At 66.3% G+C, this 17,280-nt stretch carries 6 protein-coding genes and 1 tRNA gene; 2 read left to right on the top strand and 5 right to left on the bottom strand.

The window, feature by feature from the left end; genetic code table 11:
- Window position 1: 1 nt before the first annotated feature.
- Entirely contained in the window at window positions 2-4,111 is a 4,110-nt protein-coding gene (locus tag AC0V7N_RS34310; RefSeq protein WP_496627599.1) for a PAS domain S-box protein, read from the bottom strand.
- A 250-nt stretch (window positions 4,112-4,361) separates the two neighbouring features.
- On the opposite strand from AC0V7N_RS34310, the gene AC0V7N_RS34305 reads away from it, so the two are divergent.
- Window positions 4,362-4,820 carry a phasin gene (locus tag AC0V7N_RS34305; protein WP_475453204.1) on the top strand — a complete coding sequence of 153 codons (459 nt, stop codon included), beginning with the start codon at window positions 4,362-4,364 and terminating at the stop codon, window positions 4,818-4,820.
- A gap of 351 nt (window positions 4,821-5,171) precedes the next feature.
- Window positions 5,172-5,248: transfer RNA gene (locus AC0V7N_RS34300), tRNA-His, on the top strand.
- Window positions 5,249-5,611: 363 nt separating this feature from the next.
- Here the strand turns inward: AC0V7N_RS34300 and AC0V7N_RS34295 are convergent.
- From AC0V7N_RS34295 to AC0V7N_RS34280, 4 genes are all read right to left on the bottom strand, one after another.
- Window positions 5,612-7,345 carry an SEL1-like repeat protein gene (locus AC0V7N_RS34295; RefSeq protein ID WP_475453202.1) on the bottom strand — a complete coding sequence of 578 codons (1,734 nt, stop codon included), beginning with the start codon at window positions 7,343-7,345 and terminating at the stop codon, window positions 5,612-5,614.
- A 29-nt stretch (window positions 7,346-7,374) separates the two neighbouring features.
- The gene (locus tag AC0V7N_RS34290; protein WP_475453200.1) at window positions 7,375-8,736 is read right to left on the bottom strand and encodes an HlyD family type I secretion periplasmic adaptor subunit; all 1,362 of its coding nucleotides are present in this window, start codon (window positions 8,734-8,736) and stop codon (window positions 7,375-7,377) included.
- An 88-nt stretch (window positions 8,737-8,824) separates the two neighbouring features.
- Window positions 8,825-11,125 carry a peptidase domain-containing ABC transporter gene (locus AC0V7N_RS34285; RefSeq protein WP_475453198.1) on the bottom strand — a complete coding sequence of 767 codons (2,301 nt, stop codon included), beginning with the start codon at window positions 11,123-11,125 and terminating at the stop codon, window positions 8,825-8,827.
- Between the two features lie 210 nt (window positions 11,126-11,335).
- Complete coding sequence (locus tag AC0V7N_RS34280) at window positions 11,336-17,248, bottom strand: hypothetical protein (protein WP_496627598.1); 5,913 nt, start codon at window positions 17,246-17,248, stop codon at window positions 11,336-11,338.
- Window positions 17,249-17,280: the final 32 nt, after the last annotated feature.

Here is a 17,280-nt window from a genome sequence, read left to right as displayed (position 1 = left end):
CCTATTCCGCGAGCACCCGGGTCGAGGGGAAAGCGACCTCCACCAGCGTGCCTTCGCCGGGCGTCGAATTGATGGTGAAACGGGCGCGGTTTGCTTCCACCATCGCTTTGGTCAGCGGCAGACCAAGGCCGGTGCCGTCGCCGCGTCCGCGCTTCAAGGCGTTGATCTGCTTGAACGGCTTCAGCGCCTGTTCGATCTCTGCCTGGCTCATGCCGATGCCGGTGTCGCGCACGCGCATGACGACATCACCCGAAGTCTCGTAGGCGGTTGAGACGATCACCTGACCGCCGGCCTGGGTGTAGCGGATGGCGTTCGACAGGATGTTAAGCGCGATCTGGCGCACGGAGCGCAGGTCCGCCACCACCTCCGGCAGCCGCGAGGCGAAGCTGGAGCGGATGATGACGCGTTCGCGGTTGGCTTGCGGCTGCATCATCGCCACGGTCTCGGCCAGCGTGTCGTTGAGCGACACCGCCTCATAGGCCATCTCCTGCTGGCCGGCCTCGATCTTCGAGATGTCCAGGAGGTCGTTGACCAGATCGAGCACATGGTTGCCCGAGCGATTGATGTCGCGCAGATAGTCGCGGTAGCGGTCATTGGCGACCGGCCCGAACTTCTCGTCGACCATCAATTCGGAAAAGCCGATGATGGCGTTGAGCGGCGTGCGGATCTCGTGGCTGATGCGGGCGAGGAAATCGGTTTTCTGCGAGGAAGCCCGTTCAGCCACCGCGCGCGCCTGGGTGAGATCTTCCTCGGCTCGCTTCCACTGTGTGATGTCGCGCACGACGGCACAGAAGCCACTGTCATTGGGCAGCCGGCCGATGGTCATGAACAGCGGTATGAAGCGCCCCTGCGCTTCGCGTCCGATCACCTCGCGGCCGTCATTCATGACGCTCGCCACGCCGGGCTCGGACAGGCCGGTGAGATAGTCGCGCGCCGCGCGTTGGCTTTCGATGGCAAACAGCGAGGCGAATGGCTTGCCGGTCACCTCGTCGCTGTCGAAACCGAACAGCGCTTCGGCCGGGCGGCTGATCGAGCGGATGGTGCCGTCGCTGCCGATCAGCACGACGCCGTCGGTGGCGGTGTCGATGATGGTGCGCATCTCGGCGATGCGTGCCTTGAGCTCGGAAATGTCGGGCTGTGTCGGCTCCTCGCCGACCAGGTGCAGGGCAGCGGGCGCTTCATCCTCGCCGGAACGACGCACGACCAGCATCAGCGCCTTGCCGTCGCGCCAGGGAACGGAGCGCAGGATGGCGTCGATCGGGAATTCCTGCCCGTCACGCGTCTTCAGCCGCAGCGCCCGGTCGCTGCCGTCGGACGTGCCGTCATCGGCGTAGGGATCGGCAAACAGCGCGCCCAGGCCGCCGGAATCCTCGAGATCCTCAAGCGTGTCGTAGCCGGTCAGGTCGAGGAACTCCTCGTTCGCATAGTGCAGCTGGTCGCCCGAATGGATGAGCAGCGGCACCGGCAGCTTGCCGAGCAGCGAGGTATCGGGAGCCTTGCTTTCATTGCCAACGGAAAAGGCGGAGGGCACGAACCCCTCGGTTTTGAGCGGCGGTACCTGCAGGCGTGGACGCTGGATCTCGGCTGCATCTTGTGCACCGACAGTCTCGGTGGCTGGCGCAATGGCTTGGCCTTCGGAGATTGTCGATGGCCCGGCGTGCTCCACGGCCTGATCATCAACCGCGGCATCTTCCGCGCTGTCGGTCCAATCTTCATTGTCCTCGGCATCGCGAAAATCGGCCGACGTCATGCTGTCGTCGTCGGCTGCTACATGTCCGGCGCCCGCAACGGCCGGTTCATCCTCAATCGCGGCGGGCTCGGCACTTTCCGGTTCAGCGGCGACCGGTTCAGAGGCCGTGGGCTCGTCATTGTCCGCGATGGGGCTGGGCTCGTCGTTGTGGTCGGCGTAGCTGAGCAGCGAGCCTGTCGCACCGGACGGCGCGTCGGCATGCTCCTCGTGAACCACGTCGTCCGGATGGGCGCCATCAAGCCGTGCGAGATCCGCCTCGTGCTCTCCATCGACTTCGGTCTCGGATGGTTCGGCCAGCACCGCATCGTTCTCTGGCTCCGCCGCGGGGATTTCGCCGACCTCTGTCGGTTCATGATCCGGGGCAGCGTCAGGCGTCGAGGCAAGCTCGCCAGCGGATTCGATCGGAGTTTCCGTCTTGGCGGCCGGGGCCTCCGCTGCTGTTTTCGCCACGGGCTCGGCCGGTATCTCGATCGCCGGTTGCGTCGGGCTTTCGATGCCGGGCTTGTCGGCTTCCGGCGGCTCGGCCGGCGCACTGTCCTTCTTCAGCCGCTCGCCGATCTCACGGAAGGCGCTGCGTTCCAGCGTCGACAGCCCCTTGTCGTTGGCCGGCTGCCGGTGTTCGGCGAGCCGGATGACCTTGTCGGCAAAACGCCGCTCTTGTTTCGGCACGATGGTCAGCGCCGGCACCTCGCCCTTGAATGGATCTGCCGCGTTTGGCTCCTCGGCCTTCGGCGCTTCAGCGGGAGGTTCGACGGCTTCCGGTACGGACGATGCCGCTGGGGCCTCGCCATTGGGCACCAGGGCCATGCCGATCGCTTCCAGATCGACGACCGCGTCGCCGGTCCGGGCAACGCCGAAGCCGCGAAAACCTTCGAAGGCGCGGCTGCGGCCATAGACAGGCAAGGCCGCGAGGTCGACGGGGATCTTCAGGTCGGTGCCGACGACGGGCCACAGCACGGAGCGGCCGGACCAGGTGTCGCGCCGCTCCAGGAGGCCGGCGATCTCGCCGGACGCATCAAGGCCGAAGGTCGCCGCGACATCCCTGAAGCGCCGGCCGATCACGTCGGCGGCCGGCTTGCCGACGATATCGGCGAATTCCGGCGACAGCGCGCTGAACTTGCCCTCGCCGTCGGTGCGCCAGACGAAGCGCAGCGGCGCCGCCGTGCGGTCTATCGTCCGGGCTGGGGTTGCGGTAGGTGTGGACGGGGAGGTGGCCTTGTCCTGCTCCGCGCTGTCCACCGAAGCCTCGGCACCGGTCGCTTCGGCGACGTCCTTCGGTTCCGGCGTGGCAGGCGCGGGTCGCGCGTCATCCTCGCCGGCATTGAAGTACCAATGGTCGTGCTGTGGCGGCGTGCCGCCCGCTACCGGCTGATCGTTGTCGGCAGCAACCGATGTCGGCCCGGTCGGTTCCGCAATCTCTTGCGCTGCCTGTTCCGGCATATCTTCAGTCACGGACTCGGAAGGGGCAGGCTGCTCAATCTCGGCAGTAGCGGGCTCGACAGTGGCTGGCTCGGCAGTGGCGGGAGGAGCCTCGATCGCCTCTGCCTGCGAAACATCCGCCGTCGGCTGATTGTCCTGGTGAGGTTCAGATTCGGCGGCATTTTCCGCCGCTGTTGTTGCGCCGCCGATCTCGTCGGTGGGGCCTTCCGTTACTTCGGGCAGGGCTTGTGCCGAGGCCTCTGCCGCAGAAGCGTTGTCCTCAAGCTGATCTTCGTCGATCACCACCAGGAGGTGCCGCTCCGGCGTCAGCCGGGCGAGGCCGGCGGGGTAGGAGGTGTTGCCGCCCGGAACCAGGCGCTTGACGATGCGCTCGTCCTCGGCAGCCACATCGGCCACCAGGGCCGCCAGCGTCGCCGGCTGGATGCCGAGCTTCGAAAAGCCGTCGGACGCCGCCTCGATATTGCCCCCGGCATCGATGAAGGCGATGAAATGGCCGTCTTCGGTGAAGCCGCTGATTGCCCGGCTGGCGATCTCGGCAGCGCTGCGCGAACCGGTCTGCGCCGCCGGCACCGCCAGCATGATCGCTTTCTCGCCGTCGGGCAGCGTCACGGCACTTGCCTGGAAGCCGACGGTGCGGCTGGTCATGCCGGTCGCCAGCCTGACGGTGATGCCACGATCGCTGCCGATTTCGGGAAAGCCGCTGGTCGCCATGATCTGGCGGCGGGCGATCAGCGGCAGCTGCGCGGAGGCGCCGATGATCGCTTCGATGTCGGGGTAGCCGAACACGGCGGCGCCCGGCCCATTGGCCCAGATCACCTGCTCCAGGTCCAGCGACAGGATCGCGATCGCGTCGCCGGCGGCAAAGCGCTGGCGGACCGCGTCGAGCACGGCGACGTCGAGGAAGGAATATTCGGACGGCATGCGCTTGGCGAACCCTGACGGAGCGGCGAAATTTGCAGTTAACGCTTTGTTAATAAAAGCCGGAGACGCGAAGGTAAACAAGCCAGAACGTGCAAAGGCTGGTTTCTGGGCTTTTGGTTAACGGCCCGAAAGAAATTTATGGTGCAGTGCAACAAATATATTGCAATGCACAAAAATTGCCTTTATATTGCCATCATAACTGAACGAGACGGCTTTCTGTCAAAGCCGCTGCCGCTGAAAAGGATGGAAAATGTCCAGGACCAAGACCGCCGACACGATCGAAAACGTTGAATTCCCGAGCTTCGACGCTTCCAAGACCACCGACCAGATGCGCGCTTTCGCCGAAAAGGGCGTTGAGCAGTCGAAAGAGGCCTACGCCAAGCTGAAGACCGGCGCCGAGGAGACCCAGAAGGCTCTGGAGTCGACCTACGAGACCGCCAAGACTGTTTCCAGCGACCTGTCGCTCAAGACCATCGCTGCGCTGCGCGCCAATGCCGAAGCCGGCTTCTCGCATCTCGAAGCCCTGATCGGCGCCAAGTCGCTGTCGGAAGTCGTCGAGCTGCAGACCTCCTTCCTGCGCAAGCGTATCGAGTTGACCGTCGAGCAGGCCAAGGACTTCCAGGCAGTTGCCTCCAAGGCGGCCGAAGACGTCTCCAAGCCGATCAAGACCGCCTTCGAGAAGGCAGTGAAGGACATCAAGGCTGCTTAACATTTGCGCATGATCTGAAGATGCAACAAAAGGTCGCATTTTCTTAAAAACGATCAGGCGTATGATGGTAGCCATCACGGAATACCCGGCGAGTGGAACCTCCTCCCTCTGCTCCCCGGGGTGACCAGCCAGCACCTCCTCCCGCTGGCTCGTAACAGGAAAAGGCCGGCACCTCCTCCCGCCGGCCTTTTTCTTTGCCCGGCGAAACCAGCGCCGTTGCGGCGAGATGTGGGGAAGTGGCCTTTGCTTCGCAAAAGCCTTGAATTAGAATCCATAAGCCCGTATGGACGCATCGCCGAACGACAGAGCGGATCGCGGAGACTTTCCACCTCGACCCGCTCGGGCAAATGTGCCGTTGTAGCTCAGATGGTTAGAGCGCCGGATTGTGGATCCGGAGGTCGCTGGTTCGATCCCAGCCAACGGTACCATCGGAGCTATCAAATAAGTGATTGAATTTGCTGGGTAATTTCAATTCTATGGTCGTCGATCCCGCTTCATTTCACTCATTTGTGTTACCTATTGTGCTACTTGTCAGGAGTTTTGAACGAAGCGGTTGTGGGCCTGTTTGTAAAGTTTCTCCGCTAGTTGATGGCACTTGTCTCACGTAGCTCAACCCTCCCGATTTCGAAAGACCGTGCATCGACGCGTGCGGTAATCGGCGGCAACGACGTGCAATTAGGCGGTCTGTTCCTCGGCTACAGACTCAAAGCTGCCGCACGAAACCTAAAATTCTCTGATTATCCTCGTGCGTGGCGGACCTGCGTGGGTTGGCGTGCTTGCACATGCAGGGCTCAACCCGAAGCGAACTCAGAGAGTTCGTCGACCGCTTCACTGATACCGTGCGCGGCTGCACGCTCGAGCCAAAGGCGACCGGCGGCCGGGTCGTACTCCCCGGCGAGACCTTTGGAGAGATAACGACCAAGCATGAGTTGGGCTTGGCTATGCCCACGTCCAGCGGCGGCAGCGTACCATTTCTGCGCTGCCGTCTGGTCAACCGGCAGGCCGTGGCTGGCTCCGTACAGCGCGCCAAGCGCAAACATGGCCCCGGCGTGACCGTCGGCGGCCGCCCGCTCAAACAGCTGCATCGCAGCCGTTGGCTCGCTCGTGCCTCCGCGCCCGTTGAGCAGCATCTCGGCGAGCGCCACCCGTGCGTCGAGCACCCCGGCGTCGGCCGCCCGCGCAAACCATATGCGGGCCTGCGTTGGGTCGGCCGCAACGCCACGTCCATCTTGGAGGAGGCGGGCATACATATACTGTGCCTCGGCGACGCCCTCGGCCGCCCGCCGCAGCCAATGTGCCGCTTGCCCTTCATCCTGGCGGACGCCGACTCCCTTGGCGAAACAGAGCCCAAGGTTGAATGCCGCGATGAGGTCGCCCGATGATGCGGCCGCCTCGAACCATCCGGCAACGCTTGCAGCATCGTCGGGCTCGCCGGTTCCGCCGAGGACAAGATTGGCGAGGTCGGTCTGTGCCTCCTGATTGCCGCCATTTGCCGAAGCGCGCAGCCAGCGTGCTCCCTCTTCGACATCCTCGGCTACACCACTCCCGGTCAGGTAGAGAGAGGCCAAAGCGCGGGCGGCGGCCTGGTGACCCGCTTCGGCAGCCCGCCGATACCAGTTTGCGGCTTCTGCAAAATCCGGCGGCTGCGTCTTCACATAGCGATCGCCGAGGAGATAGGCTGCCTCGACATTGCCAGCCAAGGCGGCACGCCGCATCCACGCCTCTCCGGCAGCGACATCTTGGGCGACGAGTGCACCGTCAATCAGTGCCAATCCCAACCGGAATTGGGCGGAGGGCAGGCCCTTCTCCGCAGCAGCCTGATAAAGTTGAGCGGCTGCCGCCATGTCGCGTGCCACGCCGAGCCCGTGTTCGGTTAGGACCGCGAGAAGATAGGTTGCGGTCGGCAGGCCGGCTTCGGCCGCGCGCCTTACCTCTTCTGCAATCCTGACCCTGTTTTCGCGTTTGCCGCCGCGGGCCAACGACAGGGCAAAACCAAGGCACCCTTCGGCGCAGCCGGCAGAAGCCGACTTCTCGTACCAGCGGTGGGCCGCATCGGCATCGCGCATCGATTTGGGGCCGCTGGTATGGATATATCCAAGGATGGCCTGTCCCGTGGCCGAGCCCGCCTCGGCCGCCTTCGTGGCAAAGCTCAACGCAGCCGTGAAGTCCGGTTCGGTCGGGGAATCCCGTTTGAACAAGTGCTCCGATGCGGCGCCCTCGCCGTCGGTTTCCGCCGTCACCAGCCCGGTGACGTAGAGAGCAGCGAGGAGCGCCTGGGCATCGGCGTTCCCGTGGTTGGCTGCCCGCAGCAGCCATCGCGCGCCTTCCATGCGGCTCGGCGGCACACCCGAGCCTTCGAGATAGCAACGCGCGACCCGGTACTCGGCGTCGGCGATCCCCGCGCGCGCCGCTGTCGCCATGAGCGGAAAGGCTTCAGCGGCCTTGCCGCTGTCAGAGAGCTGGATCGCCCGGCGCAACGCCGCCGCCGGGAAGGCCAGACCAGTCAGCCGATCCAGGATTGTCATCGATCCGAGCCCCTGATTCCTGCAATGCCCTATGGCTCCCGCATCGCCTCCTGGCCGATCGGGAGCATCACACCGAGAATGTACTTGAGTATTGTGCGCCGGCCGACCTTGACGTCGGCGGTCACCGGCATGCCGGGGCTGACGGCGAAACCGGCGGGCACGCCGTGGAGGGCGATCTGGTCGATGGAAATCCGCGTGCGATAGAACGGCTCGGAGTCGGAAGGCAGCATGGCCAGCGAGCTGTTCGGATCGCGCGCTTGCTCTTGTGCCGAGAAGGAATCAGGGCTGAGTGCCCGCACGGTGCCGTGGGCGAGGCCGTATTGCGAATAGGGGAAGGTGTCGAATTTGATGACCACGGGGTCGCCGACATGGACAAAACCACTGCTCCTGCCAACGATGTTTGTCTCGATCTCGAGCGGCGCATCGGCCGGCACCAGCGTGATGAAGCGCTCCCCTGACTGCATGACCGAGCCGACGGAGACCTTTGCCACCGATTGAACGATGGCGTCCGATTGGCTCTTCAACTCGACCAGCTGTTTGCGAAGCTTTGCCTTGTTGAGGAGTTCGCGGGCGTCGGAGATCCGCGAGCTCGCCTCCGACAGGCTCTGCGAGACCTCAGCTCGCCAGCCCTGAATATAGCCGTCGCGCTCGGCGGCCACCGCTGCTTGCTGGCGCTTGGCGGCTTCCGCGGTCTGCTCGGCATTGCCGAGAGCCCGGGACATTTCCGCCCGGTTGTCCTCGGCAAGGAGCGTATTGAGGCGGCTTCCTACCTGCCTTGCCTCGAGCTGCTTGCGCATCTGTTCGATCGAGTCGGCGACCGAGAGCCGCTGGCGGTAGCCGTCGGCATCCGATTGCGATCGCGAGATCACCGAGCTGAGTTCGTCGCGCTGGCGTTCGAAATTCTCCACCTTGGCGTCGTAGACCGCCTTGCGTTGCTCGAATATAGACACCTGCAGGGTCCAACTCGGGTCGAGGCCGTTGTAGGTGAACGCTTGACCGCTGGCCTCGGCCTTCAACCGCGCCACCTCGGCTTCAAGCGTCGAGACCTGCATCGCCAGTGCCGCCAGATCGGCGGAGGCAAAGGTCGCATCGAGGCGGGCAAGCAATTGGCCGGCCTGGACGCGCTGTCCCTCCCGCACCTCGATCGAGCGGACAATCGCCGTCTCCAGCGGTTGCACGACGATGTTGGGGGATTGCGAGACCACCAGCCCCCTGGTCGTGACGACCTGATCGACCGGTATCAGTCCCGCCAGGGCGATCAGCGCGATGACCAGGCTCGAAACGATCCAGACGATGCCGCGCGCCGCCCGCGGAATGGGCGCATTGGCGACAGCCGTCGACGGCCACTGGAACTCGAGTATGGCCGGCGTCGTCGGATCCCTCGTTTCCATCCGATGCCACCGGGCGGGGAGGGCCGTGAGAGAGGTGCTGCTACCCATGATTACCGGACCTGATGCGAATATGAGCCGCGCGACATGGTCAAACCAACCGCGGCGGAACGGCGACCGGGCGGCCGTGGCGGCCGTCGAGGTGCCGGTTCTGCTGCGACCACAGCTGGCGATAGAGCGCGCATCGTTCGAGCAGGGTCGCGTGCGGCGCGACGTCGAGAACCTTGCCCTGATCCATGACCAGGATGTTGTCGCACTCGGTCAACGAGGAGAGCCGGTGCGAAACGATGATCATCGTGCGTCCGCTGGCGATGCGCATGAGGTTGGCGCTCACCACCGCCTCGCTTTCCGGGTCGAGTGCGCTGGTCGCTTCGTCGAGGATGAGGATGGTGGGATCGTGGATGAGGGCGCGCGCGATCGCCAGCCGCTGCTTTTGACCGCCCGACAAATTGGGCGAACCTTCCTCGATGTAGGTGTCGTAGCCATTAGGCATCCGCTCGATGAATTCCTGGGCGCCGGCGAGGTGCGCCGCGCGCATGGCGTCGGAAAGCGTCAGGCCCGGGCGCCCGGCGATGATGTTGTCGCGGATCGACCCGCGGAACAGAAAATTGTCCTGGAGGACCACGCCGAGACCCTGGCGAAGATGGCGTAGGTTGATTTCCTTGAGGTCGACGCCATCGAGCTTGAGGAAACCACTGTAGTCGCGGTTTATCCCCTGCAGGAGGCGCGCGATCGTCGATTTTCCCGACCCGCTGCGGCCGACAATGCCAAACATGGTGCCGGCTGGAATGTGGAAGCTGACCCGGTCGAGCGCCGGTGTCTTGGTAGCGATATAGCTGAACGTCAGGTCGCTGAACGCGACCTCGCCGACCAGCCTGGGTCTGAGCCCAGTGGAATTCGAACTGCTCTCCAGCGGCCGGTTAAGGACCCCCGCCGCCTCGCCGATCGCCGCACCGACCTCCTCGTAATCTTCAACCAGTCGCGCCAGGCCGACCAGCGGCTGCGCCACGCGCTGCGAGATCATCATGAAGGCGAACAGGCCGCCGACCATATAGCCCGTGCGATCGTTCATCGCGAGATAGGCGCCGATCAGCATCGTGCCGAGCACCATCACGCGTTCGATCGGCGTGACCAGGGTCTGCGGCCAGCTTGCCAGCTGTCCGAAGGCGAGGCGCGCCTTTCCGGATTCCGCCACCCGCTCGTCCCAGAGCGCCTTGCGCTGCGGCTCGAGACCGAGCGCCTTCACCGTCTTGATGCCGACGACTGTCTCGCCGAGCGCCGCCGACTTCCAGGTCTCGGCCTCGACCACCCGCTGGTACCTTCGGCGCAGGGGCTTGAGGAAGGCGAGGATGATCAGCATGATCACCACCGCGCAGGCCAGCACGATCCAGGCCAGGGAGGCGTTGATGTAGAACATGACCGGCACCAGCACGCAGAGCGTGATCATATCCAGGAACGTGCTGAGCAGTTTTCCGGTCAGGAACTCGCGGATACGATAGACCTGGGCGAGGTGATACATCGTCTCGCCGGCCGGATGCCGCTCGAAATAGTCGAGCGGCAGGCGCAGGAGCCGGCTGAAGACGTGCAGTTGCAGCTTGGTGTCCAGACGGGCGCCGACGACATTGATGATCAGTCGCCGCGCATGGCCAAGCAGTGTCTCGTAGGCGAACACCACGGCGATCACAGCCGACAGCAGCACCAACGTCGAGATGCTGTTGAACTGCAGCACCTTGTTGACCACCGTCATGACGATGAGCGGCGGCAGGATGGTAAGGACGCTCAGCGTGAACGAGGCGATGGTGATATCGCGCAGGGCGTGACTCTCGAGCCGCACCAGTTCGGCGAGCCAGCGAAGGGTGAAGGGCGCGTCCGCCGCGACATAGGACCGGGCGGCGCGCAGCAACAGCGCCTCGCCCGTCCATACCTGCGACAGCCGCAGCTCGTCGATGGCGGTGGCTTCACCATCGTCGGGAGCATCCGCACTTTTGAGGAAGACGATGTTTCGCTCGGCGCTCGCCCCGGTAAGGAGAGCCGCGCCGCCATCATTGAACAACAGGACGACCGGTCCGGCTTCCTGGAAACGCAAAAGGTGAGACCAGCGGATGCGCACGGCGCGTGACCACATGCCGGCGTCCTGCGCCCACTGCGACAGGTCGGCAGCGGCCGGAACCGCGCTCGCGGACCTGAATTCGTTCGGATCGAGCTCGACACCGTGATAGCGGGCGGCCCGCAGCATCGCCTTGAGGCGTGGCCCGATCTTGTCGAACTCGGCGGGGCCGCCAGGAATCCGCCCCACGTCGCTCACAACCCCACCCTTGCCGGTGGTGTCGGCTTCGATGCCGGCGTGGATCGGCACCGGTTGGTTTTCGGCATTCAGAGGGATGTTCACCATGGACGTGCCTTCCGGCAGGCGAGCGAACTCGACAATGCCCGGGCCGAAGTGCCTCTGCCGAGGTTTTCGATCATGCCACCATTGTACTCCGAATTGATCGACCGCGCGACTCTCCTGCCAACCGGTGTCCGGGCATGTTTAACGCGCGAACCTCGCACTCCCGCGACGTTCGCGCGTTTCCCTTCGATGGTCTGTCGCCAGGATTCTTGCTCACTCATGCGGCTTCAGAAGATCCTTCAGCGTCGTCTTGGCGGTGTGGTCGGTACTGGCATAGCCGGTACCGTGCTTGGTCACATCCAAGGTCTGGTCCGTACTCGCGCCAGACGGCTTGTTCAGGTTCTGACCAAATCCCTTGATCGTATTGAGGATATTCAGGAGATCGGTCGTCACCGAGCCGGCCACTAGGCCGATCAGGTGGTGCAGCGACGGCTGGCCGCCGCTGCCATTGCCTGTCGAGCCCGACCGCAGGAATTGCCAGGTATCCTTGAGGCCGAGCGAGTCGGACGTGACATTGGCGGTCTTCTGGGTCGTCGTTGCCAGGGTTGTGGTCGAAGCGACAACCGAGTCGTGATGACCGCTCGAGGGTCCGGTCGGACCGGTTGGGCCGGTCGGACCCGTGGCGCCCTTCGGCCCGGTATCGCCTTTAGGCCCGGTATCGCCCTTCGGTCCGGTCGAGCCAGTCGAGCCGGTTGCGCCGGTCGAACCCGTGGCGCCCTTAGGCCCGGTATCGCCTTTCGGCCCGGTGTCGCCTTTCGGTCCGGTCGAGCCGGTTGCGCCGGTCGAACCCGTGGCGCCCTTAGGCCCGGTATCGCCCTTCGGCCCGGTGTCGCCTTTCGGTCCGGTCGAGCCGGTTGCGCCAGTGGCACCTGTCGCGCCCTTGGGTCCAGTATCGCCCTTGGGTCCAGTATCGCCCTTAGGCCCGGTGTCGCCCTTCGGTCCGGTGTCGCCTTTCGGTCCGGTCGAGCCAGTCGAGCCGGTTGCGCCGGTCGAACCCGTGGCGCCCTTGGGCCCGGTATCGCCTTTCGGTCCGGTCGAGCCGGTGGTTCCAGTGGCGCCTGTTGAACCTGTGGCACCCGTATGGCCGGTCGCTCCCGTAGCACCTGTAGAGCCTGTGGCTCCGGTCGCGCCCGTGGCACCTGTAGCGCCAGTCGAACCTGTAGCACCCGTATGGCCGGTCGCTCCTGTAGCACCCGTAGAGCCCGTCGCTCCAGTTGCGCCGGTCGCGCCTGTGGCTCCGGTTGCGCCAGTCGAACCTGTAGCACCCGTATGGCCGGTCGCTCCTGTAGCACCCGTAGAGCCCGTCGCTCCAGTTGCGCCGGTCGCGCCCGTGGCTCCGGTTGCGCCAGTCGAACCTGTAGCACCCGTATGGCCGGTCGCTCCTGTAGCACCCGTAGAGCCCGTCGCTCCAGTTGCGCCGGTCGCGCCCGTGGCTCCGGTTGCGCCAGTCGAACCTGTAGCACCCGTATGGCCGGTCGCTCCTGTAGCACCCGTAGAGCCCGTCGCTCCAGTTGCGCCGGTCGCGCCCGTGGCTCCGGTTGCGCCAGTCGAACCTGTAGCACCCGTATGGCCGGTCGCTCCTGTAGCACCCGTAGAGCCCGTCGCTCCAGTTGCGCCGGTCGCGCCCGTGGCTCCGGTTGCGCCAGTCGAACCTGTAGCACCCGTATGGCCGGTCGCTCCTGTAGCACCCGTAGAGCCCGTCGCTCCAGTTGCGCCGGTCGCGCCCGTGGCTCCGGTTGCGCCAGTCGAACCTGTAGCACCCGTATGGCCGGTCGCTCCCGTAGCACCTGTAGAGCCCGTTGCCCCGGTGTTGCCGGTTGCACCGGTGGCTCCGGTCGAACCCGTAGCTCCTGTCGAACCCGTTGCTCCGGTACCGCCGGTCGCACCTGTGGCTCCGGTTGCACCGGTTGAACCCGTGGCGCCTGTATCGCCGGTCGCGCCTGTGGCTCCTGTTGCTCCGGTCGAACCCGTGGCACCCGTGTCGCCGGTTGCACCAGTGGCTCCGGTTGCACCTGTGGCTCCAGTTGCGCCAGTCGAGCCCGTGGCTCCAGTATCACCGGTCGCGCCAGTGGCACCGGTAGCTCCAGTCGAACCCGTGGCGCCCGTATCGCCGGTCGCACCAGTGGCGCCGGTTGCTCCGGTTGAGCCCGTGGCGCCGGTATCGCCGGTCGCGCCAGTTGCGCCTGTGGCACCGGTTGCTCCGGTAGAACCCGTGGCGCCCGTATTGCCGGTCGCACCCGTGGCTCCGGTCGCTCCGGTGGAACCCGTGGCGCCGGTATCGCCGGTCGCGCCTGTGGCTCCGGTTGCTCCAGTTGAACCCGTGGCGCCTGTACCACCGGTCGCACCAGTGGCGCCGGTCGCTCCCGTGGATCCCGTGGCGCCTGTATCACCAGTCGCACCTGTGGCTCCGGTTGCACCAGTTGAACCCGTATCGCCGGTTGCACCCGTGGCGCCGGTAGCACCAGTCGAACCTGTTGCACCCGTATGGCCAGTCGCACCTGTGGCTCCGGTTGCACCGGTTGAACCCGTGGCGCCTGTATCACCAGTTGCACCAGTGGAACCTGTAGCTCCGGTCGAACCCGTGGCGCCCGTATCACCGGTCGCGCCAGTTGCTCCGGTTGCGCCTGTCGATCCGGTGGCACCTGTATCGCCGGTCGCACCTGTGGCCCCGGTTGCTCCGGTCGAGCCCGTATCGCCGGTTGCTCCGGTCGAGCCAGTCGCGCCGGTATCGCCGGTCGCACCTGTGGCACCGGTTGCTCCAGTCGAACCCGTAGCGCCCGTATCACCAGTCGCACCAGTGGCTCCCGTTGCTCCGGTCGAGCCGGTGGCACCGGTAGCTCCAGTCGAGCCCGTGGCGCCGGTATCGCCGGTCGCGCCTGTGGCTCCGGTCGAGCCGGTTGCACCAGTCGCACCTGTGTCGCCGGTCGCGCCTGTGGCCCCGGTTGCACCGGTCGAGCCCGTGGCACCCGTATCGCCGGTTGCGCCTGTGGCACCAGTTGCGCCAGTCGAGCCGGTTGCTCCAGTTGAGCCGGTGGCACCGGTATCGCCGGTCGCACCTGTGGCACCGGTTGCTCCAGTCGAACCGGTGGCACCCGTATTGCCGGTCGCGCCTGTGGCTCCGGTAGCACCGGTCGAGCCCGTGGCGCCCGTATCGCCAGTTGCTCCAGTCGAACCTGTGGCGCCTGTATCGCCGGTCGCACCTGTGGCTCCAGTTGCGCCGGTCGAACCTGTGGCTCCGGTATCGCCAGTCGCACCTGTGGCTCCGGTATCGCCAGTCGCACCTGTGGATCCGGTAGCACCGGTCGAGCCCGTGGCGCCCGTATCGCCAGTTGCTCCAGTCGAACCTGTGGCTCCGGTATCGCCAGTCGCACCTGTGGATCCGGTAGCACCGGTCGAGCCCGTGGCGCCCGTATCGCCAGTTGCTCCAGTCGAACCCGTAGCACCCGTATCGCCAGTCGCACCTGTCGCTCCGGTTGCGCCTGTCGATCCGGTGGCACCCGTATCGCCTGTCGCGCCGGTATCACCAGTCGCACCTGTGGCGCCGGTTGCTCCGGTCGCACCCGTGGCTCCAGTTGCGCCAGTCGAACCGGTTGCTCCAGTTGAGCCGGTGGCGCCTGTATCGCCAGTTGCTCCAGTCGAACCTGTGGAGCCAGTTGCTCCGGTCGCACCTGTGGCCCCGGTCGCTCCAGTCGAGCCGGTGGCGCCAGTATCGCCGGTTGCTCCAGTCGAGCCGGTGGCTCCGGTATCGCCGGTCGCACCCGTGGCTCCGGTTGCTCCAGTCGAGCCAGTGGCACCGGTTGCTCCGGTCGAGCCAGTGGCGCCCGTGTCGCCGGTCGCACCCGTGGCGCCGGTTGCTCCGGTCGAACCAGTGGCGCCGGTTGCTCCAGTCGAGCCCGTGGCACCCGTATCGCCGGTCGCACCCGTGGCTCCAGTTGCGCCCGTATCGCCGGTCGCACCGGTGGCGCCGGTTGCTCCGGTCGAACCGGTGGCGCCCGTATCGCCAGTCGCACCTGTGGCACCAGTTGCACCGGTCGAGCCCGTGGCACCGGTATCGCCGGTCGCACCTGTGGCTCCGGTTGCTCCGGTCGAGCCCGTGGCGCCGGTATCGCCGGTCGCACCTGTGGCACCGGTTGCTCCAGTCGAGCCCGTTGCGCCGGTATCGCCGGTCGCACCCGTGGCTCCGGTTGCTCCAGTCGAGCCAGTGGCACCGGTTGCTCCGGTCGAGCCAGTGGCGCCCGTGTCGCCGGTCGCACCCGTGGCGCCGGTTGCTCCGGTCGAACCAGTGGCGCCGGTTGCTCCAGTCGAGCCCGTGGCACCCGTATCGCCGGTCGCACCCGTGGCTCCAGTTGCGCCCGTATCGCCGGTCGCACCGGTGGCGCCGGTTGCTCCGGTCGAACCGGTGGCGCCCGTATCGCCAGTCGCACCTGTGGCACCAGTTGCACCGGTCGAGCCCGTGGCACCGGTATCGCCGGTCGCACCTGTGGCTCCGGTTGCTCCGGTCGAGCCCGTGGCGCCCGTATCGCCGGTCGCACCAGTGGCGCCGGTTGCTCCAGTCGAGCCTGTGGCACCGGTATCGCCGGTCGCGCCTGTGGCTCCGGTTGCTCCGGTTGCTCCAGTCGAGCCAGTGGCACCGGTTGCTCCGGTCGAGCCAGTGGCGCCCGTGTCGCCGGTCGCACCAGTGGCGCCGGTTGCTCCGGTCGAACCAGTGGCGCCGGTTGCTCCAGTCGAGCCCGTGGCACCCGTATCGCCGGTCGCACCCGTGGCTCCAGTTGCGCCCGTATCGCCGGTCGCACCGGTGGCGCCGGTTGCTCCGGTCGAACCGGTGGCGCCCGTATCGCCAGTCGCACCTGTGGCACCAGTTGCACCGGTCGAGCCCGTGGCACCGGTATCGCCGGTCGCACCTGTGGCTCCGGTTGCTCCGGTCGAGCCCGTGGCGCCCGTATCGCCGGTCGCACCAGTGGCGCCGGTTGCTCCAGTCGAGCCTGTGGCGCCGGTTGCTCCGGTCGAACCAGTGGCGCCGGTTGCTCCAGTCGAACCCGTGGCGCCGGTATCGCCGGTCGCGCCTGTGGCTCCGGTCGCTCCAGTCGAGCCCGTAGCGCCTGTGGCACCGGTTGCTCCGGTCGAACCCGTGGCGCCCGTATCGCCAGTCGCACCTGTGGCACCGGTTGCGCCAGTCGAACCCGTTGCTCCGGTATCACCAGTCGCGCCTGTGGCTCCGGTTGCGCCTGTGGCGCCGGTTGCTCCGGTCGAACCCGTGGCGCCTGTATTACCGGTCGCGCCCGTGGATCCGGTTGCGCCGGTCGAGCCAGTAGCTCCGGTATCGCCCGTTGCGCCAGTCGAACCTGTGGCGCCTGTAGCACCCGTGGAGCCAGTCGAACCTGTGGCACCAGTAGAGCCGGTCGCACCTGTGGCTCCGGTTGCACCAGTCGAGCCCGTGGCGCCTGTAGCGCCGGTCGAACCTGTGGCGCCGGTCGCCCCCGTGGCTCCGGTTGCGCCCGTCGAACCTGTGGCTCCGGTCGCACCTGTGGCGCCAGTGGAACCCGTGGCGCCCGTGGCGCCCGTCGCGCCGGTGGCACCTGTCGCACCCGTGGCGCCAGTCGCACCTGTGGCGCCGGTCGAGCCTGTAGCGCCCGTCGCACCCGTGGCGCCAGTCGCACCCGTGGCACCGGTCGAGCCTGTAGCGCCTGTCGAGCCTGTAGCGCCGGTCGCACCCGTGGCGCCCGTCGCACCCGTGGCGCCAGTCGCACCCGTGGCACCGGTCGAGCCTGTAGCGCCTGTCGAGCCTGTAGCGCCGGTCGCACCTGTAGCGCCGGTCGCACCGGTGGCGCCCGTTGAACCTGTTGCGCCGGTCGAGCCTGTAGCGCCGGTCGAACCCGTAGCGCCGGTCGAGCCTGTAGCGCCGGTCGAACCCGTGGCGCCGGTTGAACCCGTGGCGCCGGTCGAACCTGTAGCGCCTGTGGCGCCCGTGGCGCCGGTCGAACCCGTGGCGCCGGTTGCGCCTGTGGCGCCCGTTGAACCTGTGGCTCCAGTCGAACCAGTTGCGCCGGTCGCACCAGTCGCGCCGGTCGAGCCCGTCGCACCGGGCGTGCCGGTCCCTGCGGAGGCAGTCGCGGTTACAATAAGCATCCCACCATTGCCGCTGAGCGGCTGAAACCCAA

This window comes from Mesorhizobium kamtschaticum, assembly GCF_056174585.1.
This window is presented reverse-complemented; position numbering and strand designations above follow the sequence as displayed.